We start from the raw sequence: 15,606 nt of genomic DNA on the forward strand, positions 1-15,606 counted from the left end.
GAATCTTTTTTAGTAAACTGTGAAAAGTTGGTTGTTTTAGGCATTGGAAATGAATTAAGGGGTGATGATTCAATAGGTCCTTATGTTATAAAAGAACTTGAAAGCATGTCTATGGATTTTAATTCTTCTAATAATTCAAATACAAACAATTCTAATAAAAAATTTAATAGAAATATGATATTTATTGATGGAGGTTCTGCTCCTGAAAATTTTACAGGATTAATAAAAAATGAGAATCCTAGCCATCTATTGATAATTGATGCTGCTTTAATGGGAACTAATCCTAGTAGTGTAAAGACTATTGTAAAAGATGAATTACCTACTATTAATGCTTCAACTCATTCAATGTCTTTATCTTATTTGATTAAATATTTGGAAGCTGATATTGATTTTGATTTTCTTTTAATAGGTATTGAACCAGTAAGTATGAATTTAGGAGATGAAATATCTTATAATGTTTTAAAAAGTGCTGATGAGGTAATAGATACACTTTCATCATTATTGTTTGATTAATTTATTTATTATATTGTTTTTATAGTGAATTTTTTATTTATTGTATTATTATGAAGATTTTATTTATTGTGGTATTATGAAGGTTTTATTTATTGGAGCAAGATTATTTGATGATGTTGATTTCTATTTAAAAGAAAAAAACATTGAAAGTATTTTAACTGAATCAAATTCTAATGCTTCTAACTTAGATTGTGCTAATAAATATTTTATTGTTCCAAGAGGTATGGATGAACCTATTAGGATAGCTAAAGAAGAGAATGTTGATGGAATTATTTCTCTTATTGGGATTGATGATCCTTTGATGGATGTTGCTTTAGCTAAAGAAAAGGTAGAAAATGAATTAAAAATCCCTTTTATAGCTTCTAATGCTCGTACTATTTCAATTAGCTCTGATAAGATAGAAACAAAAAAATTTTTTATTAAAAATAATATTAACACTTCTAAATTTCAAATATTAAATTCTTATAATTTTGAGGAATTTATTAGTTCCTTTGAATCTTCAATGATATCTTCTAAAAATTCTTTAAACAATTCAAAAAATAATATTTCAGAAAATAATATTTCAGAAAATAATAATTTAGAAAATAATATTTTAGAGAATTATAATTTAAAAAATTATAATTTAGATTTTCCAGTTGTTTTTAAGCAAAGAAGTGGTCAAGGTGGACGAGATATATCTATAATTCAAAATATTGATGAAGCAAAAGATTATTTTTATGAGTTTAATGAAGCACTTTGTGAAGAATTTATTGAAGGTAGTGAAATATCTATTGAGGTTTTATGTTTTAATAATAGCTATATGCCTCTTGTTCCTGTTTATAAAGGAGAAACATCTCTTAATGGCTTACATCCTTTAAATAAAGTTAGGTGTGCTCCTGCAGATGTTCAGGGTTTAAATAATGAATATGTAAAGAAAGTTGCATATTTAATAGCTAAAGAGCTTAAAGCTGAAGGAACTATTGATATTGATTTTATATTTTCTAAACATGATAAAGTGTTGTATGCTTTAGAAATTAATACTCGTCCAAGTGGTACTAGATATTTAACTGCAGCTGCAACTAATATTTATCCTTTGACTAAATTAATTGACATGGTTTCTGGAGATTTTAATATTAATTCTCTTAATGAAGAAATGAAAGATTATTTTGCTTTGGAAATTCCTATTGGTAATTTTGATGATAAACAAGTTAGTGATAAACAAGTTAATTCTAAAGAGTTTAATGTTAAACAAGTTAATGATAATCAAGCTATTGGTAAACAAGTTAATGGTAAAGAATTTAATGATAATCAGTTTAATGGTAAAAAATCAAATAAGTCTCTTAAAAAATTTAATAAAAATTCATGGGTTCTTCATGGTCCTTCTAATTATGAGCGTTTAACTATTAGTGCAGAATCAAAAGCAGAAGCTAAAAAATTAGCTAAAAAACTCATTGGAAAAAGGTTTTATGAGTTTTGTTTAGATGAATTATAGTTATATTATTTAAATAAACATACTTCTATTTTTTATTACTTATTATTAATATTTATAATCCCTAAAATTTGATTATAATCATTAATTTGAATAAATATCTTGAATCTATAACTAAGTTTAAATATATCTTTGATTAAACTATTAATATTTATGATTTTATAGAGGGATAATAGTAAATTATTTAGTAAATTATACTGAATTTTTTATATCATGATTTTTAATTAGTGTGGTAAAATGAACTATTTTGATGTATTGATATTATTTATAATAAGTTTTGCTTCTTCTGTTGCATTCACATATTATATACGGAAGATTTTAATTGGTGCCAATGTTTCAGACAACCCTATTGTTTCAGAACATAGGCATAAAGCTGGTACTCCTACTATGGGGGGTATAGCTTTTCTTTTTTCTGTATTGTTTGTAGCATCAATTTATTTTAAAAATCAATATATTTTAGTTACTTCCCTTATAATGCTTACAGCAGGAATCGCTGGTCTTTTAGATGATTTGATTGGTTTTAAAGTAAAAGAGTATCAAAAATTAATAAAAAATATCACGAATTCTCCATTAACTATTGGACAATTAACTTTAAATCCTGGTGAAGAAGCTAGAGCTGCAACTCCAAAAGCAAAAGAGGTTGTTGATGATTTATTAGCTGAAAATAAGCTAGAATTTGTAGCTGAACTTCCTATAAAAAATGAGATGGGTGAAATTGAAAAAATCATTGGTCAGTTAGTTATAGGTATATTTCTTGTAATTACTGGTGCAGTTGTTACTCTTGGTGGATTTTCATTAGGTCCTTTTGTATTGATTGGTGGAACTACAATAGGATTATTAGCTATTCCAGTTATTTTAATTGCTGTTATTGGTGCTATTAATGCTATTAATTTGATTGATGGTATGGATGGTTTAGCTAGTGGTATTATAGCTATTGCTTCTATTGGTTGTGCTTTATTTGGTTTTATAAATGGTAATTCTGGGGCAATGTTTGCTTTTACTCTTTTAGCTGCAATTAGTCTTGGATTTTTAGTATTTAATCGTTATCCTGCCTCTATTTTTATGGGAGATACTGGTTCTTTTGCTTTAGGTGCAGGATTTGCAACAGCAGTGCTTATAACAAATATTCCTTACTTTGGAGTCTTATCTTTAGCAGTTCCTATTGTTTCAGTTATTATCAGCTTAATTCATAGGGCAAAAATCATTCGTCTTCCTGTTGAACCTTTACACCATACTTTAAATTATAATGGAATGTCTGAAAAGAAGATAGTATTTAGTTATTGGCTTTTAACAGCTGTTGTTTGTATAATTGGGTTATTAGTTGATTATTATATTTTCATATAAATTTTTTATATTTAGATTATAAAATATATTTTAGTAAAGATATTATATCTAATAATTGTGATATATTTAGTGAAGCTATATTCTATTGAAGTTATTGTGTTTAGTAAAGATATAAAATATTATAAAGATATCATATTTTCATGGGTATTTCACATCGAATATTTATATATGATAAATTTATAATAATCATTTTAGTTTACTGATTATAATAATCATTAATTTATTATAATTATTATAAATATTATTATTAGTATTATAAATACTATTATTGGTATTATTATTAGTATTATTATTTTATTGTTGGGGTATATTGTTTGTTATTTGAGTATATTGGAGTATATTTTAGATGATTGATACAAGGATTACTATTGATTCATTAGCTAGAGCTATTTCTGGAAATGTTGTTGGAGCTTCAGATTTTAGATCTCCTGGAGGCTTTACTGGAATTTTTAATATATTAAAAGATTCTAGTGAGGGAGATATAGTAATAAGACATTGGATCGATGAAAAGGGAATAAAAATTGCTTCTAGTAAAAATGTTGCTTGTATAATTACAGAAGATCCTAGGGGAAATTCTATAGAAATAGCTAATGATTTAAAGATTCCTTTAATAGTTGTAAAAAAGATTGAAGAAGCAAATGCTATTGCTTTAAATTGGTCTATAAAAAATTTTGTTCCTAATTCTAAAAGAATAATTATCAGTGGTACTAATGGTAAATCAACAACATCTCATATGATTTATCACATATTAAAATCTACAGGAGCTAATACATTAACAAACACTGATTCAAAATCTGAATTTAATACATTAATTGATCCTATGGTCCCTAAAATTATTTCTGAGCATGTTTTATCTAATGATAATCCATTAGATTATCTTGTTATTGAAGCTTCTGAGGTTCAGGGATGGTTAGGTAAATTAATGCATAATCATGCTCTTTTAATGACTAAAGCAGTTAATCCTGATGTTGGTGTAGTGACTAATGTAGCTATTGATCATATTGGTCTTGTTAATTCAATCGAAGAGGTTTTTGAAGAAACTTCGGGAATTGCTAAAGGCATGAATAAAGGAACTTTAGTTTTAAATCATGATGATAAATATGTATTTAATATGGCAGATTTTGCTGAAAGTAGTGTTGAAACTTTTTATTTCTCAATGAACTCTGTTATTAAAGATATTAATATTAATACTAATACTATTACTAATAATAATGCTAATACTAATACTAAAGTTAATGATATTAATAATACTGGTATTAACAATGTAGATATTAATAATACTAAAGATATTACTAATAATGTTAATGATATTGAAAGTAACAACTGTTTAATTTATGATACTGAAAGTAAATCCATAATATACAAATCTAAGCCAATATTGAATATTGAGGAGCTTCCATTTAATAGCGATCATTTTATTCAAAATACTCTTGCAGCTATTTCAGCTTGCCTATCACTTAACATTAAAATTAAAGATATAGTGGATGGTGTAAAGTCATATAAATCTCTTAAAAGAAGATTCCGGAAAATTAATTGTAATCCTACAATAATTGATGATTTTGCCCATAATCCTGAAGGTATAAAAGCAACTATTAATGCAGTAACTAATTTTCCTCATAAAAATCTTAAAATCATCTGTGCAATTCGAGGGTCAAGAGGTAAAGAAATTAATGAAATTAATGCTAAAGCTATTGTTGAAGCTTTAAAAGATATAAATAATAACTACGATACTAATTATAATAACCATAACAATAATCATAATAATAATCATAATAATACTAATAATACTAATAATAGTATTTATAATACTAACAATAATTATAATAATCATAAAAACAATTCTGAAAATAATTATAATAATAATTATAATAATCATGGCAAAAATAATTCTAAGATAATAGCCAAAAATAAGAACAATGAAGAATTAAAAGATGAAAATATTAATAAAGTGGAAATAATTTTATCTAGTAGTTCTGATGTTGTTGATGAATCAAACTTTGTTGAAGAGTTTGAAGAAGAAACTTTCTTTAATGAGTTAAATAAAGAGAATATCGGATATACTCATTATAAAATGCTTAAAGATGCTTTATATGATGTTTATAATTCTTCTAAAGTTGATGACCTTATTTTATTAATAGGTGCTCAGGGAATGGATCCTGCTGAAAAATTATTGAATGAGATATTTAACGAAGATAACTAATTCTTTGAATATTTAAAAAGTTGTTAAATTATTCAAAAACTAATTTAAAATTCTTATTTATCTTAAAATAAATTTGAAAAATATTTATAAATAGTTATATTAATAGTAATAATTATTTTAAAGAAAATATATATAAGAGATAAGTATTAATATTAGTTTGGTCTAAAATACAGATATATAATGTAAGTTTTATATGATGTATTCTATTAATAATAATTGATGGTAATCTAATGTTAATAGTACATATTTAAATATTATTTCTTAATACTATCTTGTATTTTTAATGCTTGCATTGCTTTTTACATTGCTTGTATTGCTTATACATTTTGTTTGTATTAGTTATATATTGTTTTAAGTGTTTTAATATAAACCATATTAATAATATTATTGATGTTTTATTAGATTATTAAATTTATCTGATATAATTTTATCTGATATTTTATATTTGAATACTTTCATTTATATTGTTCAAATATTTATTATATTTATTATATTTAGATATTGCGAATATTATATTCTTATGATTCTATTAATATTATATTGATAATTTGCTGTACATTTTATACATAGATTTTATATTTTATACATATAAAAATAATTTATATAAGAGTGAAAATCATGTTCATTAAAATAAGGAGAGATACACTAATAATTTTATTATTAGCTTTTATATTGATCCTTTCTGGTAGATTAATAACTTATATTGCCTTTGCATCTTCTCCAGAAATAGATGATGGTGTTCCTATTTCAGGTATTATTATTAAAGGTAATGATATTGTTCCTATTGATAGTATAAGGGCAAATGTTGCTAATTCAGGGCTACGTTCAGGAAGTTATATTGACGGTGATATGTTGGTAACTTCTAAGCGAGAGATACCTCTAAATGAGGCGATTAAAAATGCTCAAGAATTTGCGACTTTGACTACGATACCCGGAACTAAAGTTCAGCCTATTGCTGCTGCTGATGTTAAAGTTGATAAAAATACGGGTATTGTAACAATAACTGTTATTGAAGATTTTTCAACAGTAGATTTAACTAATGCAACATCGAAGGCCCCAACGGCATAATCTATGGTTTTTAGTCTTGAATTATTAAATGTGAAATATTAAATGTCTAAAAAATTAATATATTCAAAATAGAATATTATTATTAAAAATAACTCTAATATAATGAAAAGTATGAACTGAATAGTTATTTGACTTAGTGGGTATTGAATCACTTAATTATTAAATCATTTAACTATTGAAATCACTTAATTATTGAAATCATTAAACTATTGAAATTAATTAACTGTTGAAATTACTTAATTGAGATTTTTTCAGCTAATTTATATTATTTAAATCAAATTGATAATTATTGAATCAATTAAATAATAAAATTAGATAATAATCAATTAAATAATATTATAAACTAAATGGATGATAACTTGAGAAAAATTCTAATCCTATTAAGTATATTCTTGATTCTTTTTGGTTTTATAGCTACTATTTCAGCTACAATGAATGTAATAGTCATTACAGATCCAACTGGTCAGGATATAAATGGTGCTGCTGGAGGAAGTATGTCTTTTGCAGATAATATGTTCCAGTCTACATTTTTAATGTCTAAAGAAAAACAATTTGTTGTTTTATCTGGAGGAGAAGGTGACTCTAACAATAGGTTAAGAGCTATTGTTGAATCTATTAGTAGATTAGAAAATGGAGCTACTGCTTCAGAAGGTGCTGCAGCTGCTAGTGGTTATTCTGGGATTAGGTTGATGGTTGGTGGGCCTTCAATTGGTGCTGCTGTAGGCGGATCTTTTGATGCTTATCTTATAACTGTTGAAGATGATAATAGTATTCAAATTACGCCTTATTCTGGAGGACTTGCAGTTTTACCTCCTGGAGAAAAAGGAGCTATTATTCATTTAAGAAATACTCATGGTAATCCTCAATATGGGACTGCAACTCAAGTTAGAAGAGAAACTGCTCTAAACATAGGTAGAATGATTCGTGATGGTTATTCTGCAACAACTATTGTAGGGCAAGTATTTAAAGAAGTTTCTAATGATGCTGGAGAAAAATATGGTGGAGGAGCTGTTAACTTAGTGGCAGGAATATCTACTGGGGATATGTTTACTCCTGAGGAAATTAATACTACTGGTTATCCAATGAATGAACCTTATGTTAAAATTTGTCCAAATGATGGATGGTCTTCGGGATATCCTGCAGCAGAGAATTATGATACTTGTCCTATTGATGGAACTCCGTTAAAAGTTATTTATGCATATGATGCTTTAACTGATGCAATAACTGTAACACAAGATTCTGTTAGTGTTTCTGTTTATGGAAGCGAAACTCCCGGATTGTCTGAAACCACTAGTGAGGTTGTAAAAGCATCAGTATCTAAATATGGTTATGATGCTAATGCTATTGCTGGATCATTAAATAAAGGTATTAGAAATGGCCTTATAGTTAGTGTAAACTATGTTGAACCAAAAGATATAAATGTAAGGGCAGGATCAAAAGCAGTTGGTGTTTATTATACTCCTTTACCTGATGGAAGAACATCTCCTCCTTGGAATTTACCTGTAAGCTCATTTGTGTTAGATATACTTGGAAGTATTCAGACTGCTATAGGTATAATACTGGTACTTTTAGTTATATTCAGAAGTAGGTTATTGAAATCTTTCCAGAAAAAATAGTTTAAACTAAATATAAACTAAATATAAATTAAATATAAATTAAATATAGATTAAATATTGATTAAATATAAATCAAATCTAAAATAATCATTTTTTAATAATTAAACTTCTTAATAAGATATTTGTTATTAATAATTATGTTTATTTTTAATTAATAAAATTTGTATTCAAATCCTATTTTTAATAGGCAAATCCTATTTTTAATAGGTTTTATATAATTCTTTTAAAATTTAAAGTTATATGTGATAATTATGGCATTAATATTAATTCGTGGAGATAATAATTCAAAATTACTCAATGCAATTGCAGATATTGAGAGACATGCTCAATTGCACTTAATCAAAGATCCTCAAAAGATTGATGGGGAATTTGCAGATTCTATAGTTGAAAGTATCCTAAATGCTCCTTTAAGAAATAAATCTAAAGTAGCAACTGCTTTTTTTGTTAGAGAAGATATTACTCTAGCTATAATGCAAATTAAGAAGATACATCCTCCTGCTCATGTTGTAGTGGTAAGTGATGAATATAAAGAATATAGTTCACTAAATGAAAAATTAGATGAGGCTCCTATCTTTAGAGGTTATTATTCAAACAAAGCTCAAAAAGGAACAGAACTTAAAGATTATAAATCTAATATTTCTAATCCAAGACATAAATGAACCTATTAATATATTATTATTAGATTATTATTAATCAATCAATAATAACTAAATAATTATAGCTATTTATTGAAATCTTGGAATAAATAAATTGAATTAAGGTTAATATAATAAAAAGGTTAATATAATTAATTATAAATAAAAAAAATAAAATTATATATTAAATAAGAATTATTTAAAAATATATTTTATAAAAAATTAACCTGTAATAATACTAATATTAATAATATTAATATTAATCTACAATAATATAATTAAAATTAATAAAATTAGTTTAATAGAATTAAAATTATTTTGATAAAAAATATTTTGTTACGATTTTTAAGATAATTTTAGCTATTAGTTCTAGCTATTATTTATTATTTTTTCTTAATTTTAACAATATCTCCAAGAGTTGGTCCACCTGAAGATACATTTTTAAAATCTTCTAACTCCATATCAGATATTTTTTCAATTAAAGTTATATTCAATATTTTTTCTAATTTTTTAGCTAATTTTATATCTGGAACCATTTTTCCTGATTCAATTCTATTTATAACAGAAACTTTTTCATAAATTTTTTCACCAAGCTCTTCTCTTGAAAAACCTTTCTTTTCACGACCTTCTCGGACTATTGATTGAAAATCTTCAACTAACTCTTCAGTAGGTTCATCAAGTGAATACATTGGTCTAGGAGATCTAGTGCTTTTACCAGTTCTATTAGTTCCACTCATTTTGCTCTTATTGAGAATGTTTTTTGGTTTTGGAGGTTCCTTTTGAATTATACCAAATTTAGAGCAATCTGAGCAAACTTCCATAATAGAACCATCAATTTTTGTTTTTTTTGACTTACCTTCTTCTATGGGTTGTCCACAAATTTCGCATCTCATGTTTAATAATATATTTTAATTATTTTTATATTTTACCTATTATCAAATTATTATTATCTTCATAATTATTTTCATAATTTTTATAATTTTTCAGATATTATCTTAATAGTTTTTTCATAATTATTTTCATAATTGTTTTTAAAATTATTTTCAAAATTTTAGCATATTTTATATTTATAGTATTAAAAATCCCAAAATTTAAATATCATTAAAGACAATTTCTATATATACAAATTAAATTTAAAATTTATATAATGTCAAATATTCTAATATAGTTTTTAATATATTATGATTTAAAAAATTGAATATATAAATAAATATAATTAAAAATAAATATAATTAAATTAAATATAGTTAAAATAAATATAAGTTAAATAAAATAGATTTTTTTTTTATTCTAAATTGAAATTATATGATTTTTAACCTATAACTATTGTATGGGTTTTAATCTTTTAATATTATTTAATATGCAGTATTGTCTTTATTTACAATACATTTTTTATTTATAGGTATTTTTTATTTATAATGCATTTTTAGTATTATTGTTGAATATTATTAATAGTTGAATATTATTAATTATTAATAGGATTTGACTATAATATTATTATTAATTATATTATTTTATAAATAATTATAAATATTGTTTTATACATATTATATATTATAAAAAATTTTTTATAAATTTATATATTTTAAATTTTATAAATATAAAATTTCTAATTAAAAGATTTCTAATTGATATATTTCTAATTAAGAGATTTCTAATTAAGAAATTTTTAATCAAGTTTATATTTATGTAATAATCATATTATTATATTTGAATATTATGTTTATATCCTAAATTACTAAATGAATTTATAGGAGTGTTCTAAGAAAATGGAAAATTCCCAATCTCTTTTAAATAAGATTGAAGATCTTAAAAAAGAAGTAAGAATATTAAAAGAAGAAAATACGAAAACTAAAAGGAATCTAATGTGGAAAGTTAGGAAACTTGAAAAAGATAAAGTTCTAACTGAAAATGAAAAGATTCGACTTGAAAGAGAAACAAAATCCCTTAGAGGAGAAGTTGAAAGATTCAGATCTCCTCCATTAGTCTTGGCTACTATTATGGAAATTCTTGATGATACTAGAATGACTGTAAAAAGTAGTACTGGTCCTCACTTTGTTATTAATTATTCAAAATTTTTAGATGAAAAGTTACTTGTCCCAGGTTCAAGAGTGGCTTTAAATCAGCAAACTTTTAGTGTTGTTGATGTGCTTCCTGCTGAAAAGGATCCTAATGTTTCTGGAATGGAAATTGAAGAAAAACCTTCTGTTTCTTATGATTCTATTGGTGGACTTGAAGATCAAGTCATTGAAGTTAAAGAAACTGTTGAGCTTCCTCTTAAAAAACCAGAATTATTTGAAAAAATAGGTATTGAGCCACCAAAAGGAGTTCTTCTTTATGGTCCTCCTGGAACTGGTAAAACTTTACTTGCTAAAGCTGTAGCTAATGAAACTAATGCAACTTTCATTAAAATTGTTGCTTCAGAATTTGTTAAGAAGTACATTGGTGAAGGAGCTAGAATGGTTCGTGAAGTATTTGAATTAGCTAAAGAAAAAGCTCCAAGTATTATTTTCATTGATGAAATTGATGCTGTTGCTGCTAAACGTCTTAAAAGCTCTACTAGTGGAGATAGAGAGGTTCAGCGTACTTTAATGCAATTACTTGCAGAGCTTGATGGTTTTGAGTCTCGTGGCGATATTGGTATTATTGGTGCTACAAATAGACCAGATATCTTAGATCCAGCACTTTTAAGACCTGGAAGGTTTGATAGGTTTATAGAAGTACCTCTTCCTAATGAAGATGGTAGAAAAGAAATATTGAAGATACATACTTCTAAAATGTCTTTATCTGAAGAAGCTGATATTGACCTTCTTGCAACTCTTACTGAAGGTGTTTCTGGTGCAGATTTAAAAGCTATTTGTACTGAAGCAGGAATGTTTGCAATAAGAGAAGAAAGAGACGAAGTACTTGTAGCTGATTTCATGGACGCTGTTGATAAAATCATGGGCGTTGAACATGATGAAGAGTATAAGAAAGAAGCTGGAGTAATGTTTGGTTAATATTTTTAATATTTCCCATATTTTCCAATATTTTTTCATGTATTTAATATTATTTTCTAATATTTTTAGATAATATTTTAATTAATATTTCTAATTAATATTTTTATTAATATTTTTAAATAATATTCTAATATTAATTAATATTTCTAATTAATATTTTTAGTATTTTTAATTTAATATTTTTAATTAATATTTTTTAAAAATTATATTTTGGTTTTAAATTAAAATCAGTATTTATTAGCCAATGATGAACCCTATGAGCTCTGATATGTGATGAATGATGGGCGAACTGAGGCTAATTTATATTAACTTTCAATATCTAAAATAAAATTATTCTTTTTATAATATTTTTCTTTTTATAAATTTATTCTAATTATAAGATTATTCTTCTTTAAAATTGTTCAAAATTTTTTCATTGTTAGTTTCTATAATTTTTGGAAGTTTACCTATGGTCCCGATTGATTCTCCAACTATAATTAAAGCTCCAATAAAATGTTTTTTGAATTTTTCAGCAGCTATTAGTCCATTTTCTACTGCATCTTGATCTAATACTCCGTTAACATTGTTACCTATTGAAGTAGCTAATCCATCAGCTATACTGGCATTTTCACTTATTACAGTAACACTATCAGATCTTCCATAACTAATAGAGTATCCTACTGACCCTGATGATGTACATATCCCCATTTTTTGATTTTTTGATTTATTTTTAAATTCAAACCCTATTTCTCCACTTAGAGGTGAATTTCCTGCATAAATTCCAAATATTACTTTTTTATTATGGTAATTATTTAAAAAAGCTATATCTCCTCCATTATCTAATATGGAATAATTTGAATCATTTTTTATTAAATAATCCAATGAAAGTTCCGCTATTGTCCCTGCTAAAGTAGCTGTTGGACCTACATTAGCTATATTTGACCCTTCAATCATTTTTTTTATAATTTTTGGATTAGAATCATCTTTTTTGTTTTTTACTTTATAAGGTTGTAGTGTTTTTAAAAATAAGGGATTATCAATAATATATTTTTTTAATATATTTCTCTGATTTATAATAAAATCATACAATCCAATTTTTTCAAAGTCAATATCTGAAACAACATTCATTTTTGTTTCTTCTATTGATATTTTATTTTTAAACATAGATTTATTTTTCATTGTTTTAATTTAATATTTCTTAAGCAATATAATTATTGTTATTTTATTTTATAATTTGTATGTAATTTTCTTTATTTTATATGCTTATTTTTTTATTTTATTTGGTTATTATCTTTTTTTAGTTTTTTATTGGTTTTTTCATCTGTTTTTATTATTTTTAAGTTGTTATTGGTTGTATTTATTGTTTTTAGGCTTTTTTATTTTATTTTTTAGCTGTTTTTATTTTATTTGGTTATTATGTGTTTTTTTCGTGTTATATTTTGTTTACTTCTTTTTTTCTTTTTTATACAGCTATTCTACTGTTTTTGTGGGGGGGGGGGGATAGCTATTGTTTTTTATTTTTTTTGGGTAGGAAGTTTTTTATAGTAGTTTTTTTATATTATATTATTGTAGCGTAGTGAGTGTTCTCATTGTGCTATGTATTTTTTATATGCACTGATTGATTGGATCAGGAGGTGAAAAAACGAAAATGTTTACAATAAATAAATTTTTTAAGCCAATTATTTTTGTTATGTGTGTTTTATTTATCTTTTTAGCTTTATCTAGTGTTAGTGCAGCTAATCATAATTTTACTACAGTTAATACTACTGAACAGTTTCAAAGTGTTATTAATAATGATAATGATAATGATTTGGTGATTAGTTTTGATGATGGTGATTATTTTGATTGGGGTCAGCTTAATATTAGTCGTAATGCTACTATTGTTGGTAAAAGTCGTGGTGGTGCTAAATTCACAACATCTAGTGGTACTTTGTTTAATATTAATGCTACTAATGTAAAGATTATTAATTTAACTATTAGTGGTTATGCTACAGCTATAAAATCTAATTGTAGTGATTTGACTGTTAGTGATAATAATATTACTACTTCTGGTGTTAGTATTAATTTAAGTAGTAGTGGTAGTGCTAATCCTATAACAGGTGTTGTTATTAAGGATAATATTATTAAATCCAGTATATCTGCTGATTATCGTGGTGCTGTTTTTTTATTCGGTAAATCTGCTGATAGGACTGTTTTTGATGTTTTATTTAGTGGTAATAATATAACTGGTGGTTATTCTGGTGTATACTTAGGTGATGGTAGTTATGATAGTCCTGTTTCGTCTGCTAATTTGGTTTTTGAAAACAACAACATCACAGGAACATCCGGCAATGGTGTTTCTCTGTCTGCATACAGCAGCAACAACACTAATATAACCTTCGCCAACAACAACATCACAGGAACAGACTATGGTGTTTCTCTGTATGCATACAGCAGCAACAACACTAATATATCCTTCGCCAACAACAACATCACAGGAACATCCAGCACTGGTGTTTATCTGTATGCATCCAGCAGCAACAACACTAATATATCCTTCGCCAACAACAACATCACAGGAACAGACTATGGTGTTTCTCTGTATGCATACAGCAGCAACAACACTAATATATCCTTCGTCAATAATAACATCACAGGAACATCCAGCACTGGTGTTTATCTGTATGCATCCAGCAGCAACAACACTAATATATCCTTCGTCAATAACAACTTCACAGGAACATCCAGCACTGGTGTTTATCTGTATGCATCCAGCAGCAACAACACTAATATATCCTTCGTCAATAACAACATCACAGGAACATCCAGCACTGGTGTTTATCTGTATGCATCCAGCAGCAACAACATCAATATATCCTTTGCCAATAACAACATCACAGGAACATCCGGCCCTGGTGTTGCTCTGGATGCATACAGCAGCAACAACACCAATATAACCTTCGCTAACAACAATATTACTGGTGTTAGTTATGGTGTTTATGTTTATTTGTCTAATGGTAATGTTAAGGGTGTTAATTTCTTGAATAATACTATTAATGTTACTAGTGGTGATGGTTTTTATTTCTATACTAGTGGTGGTGTTACTAATGTGACTGATTTTGTTATTCGTGGTAATACTATTTTTGCTAGTAATGCTGGTTTGAATTTTACTGGTTTAGGTGTTGGTTCATTGGTTAATGTTACTGTTGAGTATAATCGTATTATTGCTTCTGTTGGTGTTAATATTACTGGGAATAATGATAATAGTAGTTTTGATCGTAATTGGTGGGGTGTTAATGATATTACTGGTATGATTTTGGGTGTTGATACTTTTAATCATTTTATTTTGAATATTACTAATACTTCTAGTTTGGATGGTGTTCATTTTGGTGATAATGTTAGTTTTATGTTGTTAGTTTTGAATACTACGCTTAGTAATGATGGTGTTGAATTTTTACCTGATTTTGTTGTTAATGGAACTTTTAATGGTGCTGATTTTAATAGTAGTCGTGTTGATGGTTTTGTTTATAATGCAACAGCTACAGCTGGTGTTCAAACTTTAGCTGCTACTTTAGATAATGTAGATGATAATGTAGCTTTTGATTCCCTCCAATTAACTACTAATTCTAGTATAATTGTTAGTAATGATCCAGTGAGTATTGGCAACAATGTTACTATTTCTGGTCAGTTAGCTAATTATACTGGTATAACTGGTGTTAATGTTACTGTTGATGGTAATCTTTATACAGATGTTTCTGTTAATTCTACTGGTGGTTGGAGTCTTAATTACACAACTAATCGTACT

11 protein-coding genes are annotated in these 15,606 nt (G+C 25.8%); 9 read left to right on the top strand and 2 right to left on the bottom strand.

What is annotated here, in order from left to right:
- The first annotated feature begins 27 nt into the window (after positions 1-27).
- The 7 genes from hycI to MBBAR_RS08345 all read left to right on the top strand — a co-directional run bounded on the left by hycI (position 28) and on the right by MBBAR_RS08345 (position 8,868).
- Complete coding sequence (gene hycI / locus MBBAR_RS08315) at positions 28-513, top strand: hydrogenase maturation peptidase HycI (RefSeq protein WP_080460899.1); 486 nt, start codon at positions 28-30, stop codon at positions 511-513.
- Between the two features lie 76 nt (positions 514-589).
- Positions 590-1,984: an ATP-grasp domain-containing protein gene (locus MBBAR_RS08320; RefSeq protein ID WP_080460900.1), complete on the top strand. Its 1,395-nt coding sequence runs from the start codon at positions 590-592 to the stop codon at positions 1,982-1,984.
- Between the two features lie 234 nt (positions 1,985-2,218).
- On the top strand, positions 2,219-3,325 hold the full coding sequence (locus tag MBBAR_RS08325) for a glycosyltransferase family 4 protein (RefSeq protein ID WP_080460901.1): 1,107 nt from the start codon (positions 2,219-2,221) through the stop codon (positions 3,323-3,325).
- Positions 3,326-3,671: 346 nt separating this feature from the next.
- Positions 3,672-5,525, top strand: a complete 1,854-nt coding sequence (locus tag MBBAR_RS08330) for a Mur ligase family protein (protein WP_080460902.1) — start codon at positions 3,672-3,674, stop codon at positions 5,523-5,525.
- A 618-nt stretch (positions 5,526-6,143) separates the two neighbouring features.
- Positions 6,144-6,593: a hypothetical protein gene (locus tag MBBAR_RS08335; RefSeq protein WP_042704173.1), complete on the top strand. Its 450-nt coding sequence runs from the start codon at positions 6,144-6,146 to the stop codon at positions 6,591-6,593.
- A gap of 431 nt (positions 6,594-7,024) precedes the next feature.
- Positions 7,025-8,209, top strand: coding sequence for a hypothetical protein (locus tag MBBAR_RS08340; protein WP_211272927.1), 1,185 nt, complete (start codon positions 7,025-7,027; stop codon positions 8,207-8,209).
- Positions 8,210-8,460: 251 nt separating this feature from the next.
- Complete coding sequence (locus MBBAR_RS08345) at positions 8,461-8,868, top strand: DUF356 domain-containing protein (protein WP_080460904.1); 408 nt, start codon at positions 8,461-8,463, stop codon at positions 8,866-8,868.
- A 359-nt stretch (positions 8,869-9,227) separates the two neighbouring features.
- Here MBBAR_RS08345 and MBBAR_RS08350 read toward each other — a convergent pair whose 3' ends face one another.
- Entirely contained in the window at positions 9,228-9,737 is a 510-nt protein-coding gene (locus MBBAR_RS08350) for a multiprotein bridging factor aMBF1 (protein ID WP_080460905.1), read from the bottom strand.
- Positions 9,738-10,613: 876 nt separating this feature from the next.
- Here MBBAR_RS08350 and MBBAR_RS08355 point away from each other — a divergent pair.
- Positions 10,614-11,843 carry a proteasome-activating nucleotidase gene (locus MBBAR_RS08355; RefSeq protein WP_042704167.1) on the top strand — a complete coding sequence of 410 codons (1,230 nt, stop codon included), beginning with the start codon at positions 10,614-10,616 and terminating at the stop codon, positions 11,841-11,843.
- A 381-nt stretch (positions 11,844-12,224) separates the two neighbouring features.
- On the opposite strand, the gene MBBAR_RS08360 is transcribed toward MBBAR_RS08355, so the two are convergent.
- On the bottom strand, positions 12,225-13,001 hold the full coding sequence (locus MBBAR_RS08360) for a UPF0280 family protein (RefSeq protein ID WP_249025056.1): 777 nt from the start codon (positions 12,999-13,001) through the stop codon (positions 12,225-12,227).
- A gap of 469 nt (positions 13,002-13,470) precedes the next feature.
- On the opposite strand from MBBAR_RS08360, the gene MBBAR_RS08365 reads away from it, so the two are divergent.
- On the top strand, positions 13,471-15,606 hold a 2,136-nt coding region (locus MBBAR_RS08365; protein ID WP_143746179.1), incomplete at its 3' end, for a beta strand repeat-containing protein.

The sequence above is a fragment of the Methanobrevibacter arboriphilus JCM 13429 = DSM 1125 genome (genome assembly GCF_002072215.1).
GTDB lineage: Archaea > Methanobacteriota > Methanobacteria > Methanobacteriales > Methanobacteriaceae > Methanobinarius > Methanobinarius arboriphilicus.